At 28.7% G+C, this 1932-nt stretch carries 1 protein-coding gene; it reads right to left on the bottom strand.

Annotation, left to right across the window (positions count from 1 at the left end):
* The coding region (locus tag GOQ24_RS15665; RefSeq protein ID WP_317165495.1) for a DNA methyltransferase at positions 1–1932 on the bottom strand (1932 nt) is incomplete at both ends.

Raw genomic sequence — 1932 nt, 5'->3', positions numbered from 1 at the left:
TTTTCTAAACGCTGTTTTTCAAGCTCATATTCGCCTAAAGCTTTGGAAACCTTATCTTTTATTTTAGAATCTAAGGTTGTTTTGAAATTTGATTTGATCGTGTCAATGATATCTAGAACCTCCTTCTTTTTTTGTTTACTATTGGTTTGCTTATACTCATTTACCGCAATCTTATAATCTTCGATACTATAAACAACTTCTTTATTTTTGAAAGCAGCTTTCAAACTATCTTTTAAACCAAATCGACTAATTAATGAGTTCCCACATTTAATATTAATATCAATATTTGGAAGTGTCTGCAATTCACCTTCGGCTGTATAATAAGCATTTTTCAATAATTCGATCCACAAACGTAATCGACAAATATTTACTGAATTAGGATTAATATCTACTCCAAATAAACAGTTTTCAATAACATTCTGTTTTTCGTGAAACAGAGTTTTTTGAATGAGTAAACTATTAATATCTTGTCGATGATACTCGAATAATTCGCCTTCGTTGTAAGAAATGTAGAGTTCATCGTTTTCTATAGACACATCGCAAGGAATTCTTTTTCCTTCTTCATTACACAAAATATTCAATTCACTTTTAATGGAGATAACTTCATTTAAAGCAGAAACCAAAAAGTGTCCTGAACCAACCGCAGGATCACATATTTTTAGACTATTAATTGTTTGATTGAATTTTAGTAAATCCTCTTTTTTGAAAAATTGAGAACAGTAATCTTTTACATCTTCAAAAGTTTCAATTGTGTCATTGTAATCAACTTTAAACTTATCTACAACAGCTTTCCTGATGGCTTCTTTACACATGAACATAGTAATATATCCGGGTGTATAAAAAGAGCCGTCTTTATAACCGTTTATTTTTTCAAATATTAATCCAAGGACTGAAGCATTGATTAATGTTTTATTTTCGTGAGCATCTTCAACTTCTGTATTTGCATCAGCAGAAAAATCATAAGCATCTAAAAAACGGAAAATATATTCTAAAGTATTTAGCTTTCCTTTCAATCGTTTTCCGTTGGCATCTTTTAAAACTGTAGATGAATAAATTTCCATCTCTTCATCTTTCAAAGCCGTTATATCAAAGGTAAGTTGTTCAATTGCACTATGCTCAAAAAGGCTACTGTTTAAATAAGGGATATGCTTAAATTTATCTTTGTATTTTGCATGACGTTCGTTCAAGGGTCTTGCCAAAGCAGAAAAGAATAAATCATTTAAGGCATCAAATCCATCTAAAAAATTAAAGTTCAAAAACTTGAATTCATTGGATTTGTTATAACTTACTAACTGAGATTCTAATAATTTTAAGAAAAGTATTCTATTAATCCAATTGATGCAAAGTTCTAAACCAACTGAAAATGCTTTTTCGTCGTTATTAGAAAATCCTTTAACACGATCGAGATAGTTTTTATCTTCTAACGTAAATATGGTATTTTCTAAAAGTGAAGCGTAATCCCTTTGGTTTAAAGGTTTACGAACAATGACTTTCTTAGAGTTTTCTTTTATTTCTTCTAAACCGATGATATGAAGCAATTCTTTGTAAAAAGCATCATTTAGTTTATTGCTATCATTACCAAAACCATGACCTAATAAGTGAACATTGGAAAATAACTTGTAAATAGTACTTAATTTGTTATCACTAAGCTTTTCAATCTCATCTGCACCTATTTTTAAATATACATACGGCAATTGTTCTTTAATTCCTTCAATATATTTAAAAGCAATTTCGTTATAGAAAAGTTCATTTTTTGTAGTGTCTTTTAATCCATCACGAAAGTTATTGTACTCTTTAACCAAATTAGCATTTTTATAAAACAAATTATAAAAATCTTCTGCTTTAAAGAAAAACCACTCTACACCATTTGTAATAATCAAATGCTTAATATTGTTGTTTTTATGATCTATTCGTTCACGTAAATAATAAAGC

The sequence above is a fragment of the Myroides sp. LoEW2-1 genome (assembly GCF_009767705.1).
Taxonomy (GTDB): domain Bacteria; phylum Bacteroidota; class Bacteroidia; order Flavobacteriales; family Flavobacteriaceae; genus Flavobacterium; species Flavobacterium album_A.
The sequence above is the reverse complement of the archived record's forward strand: the minus strand, read 5'-3'. Positions and strand labels throughout refer to the sequence as shown.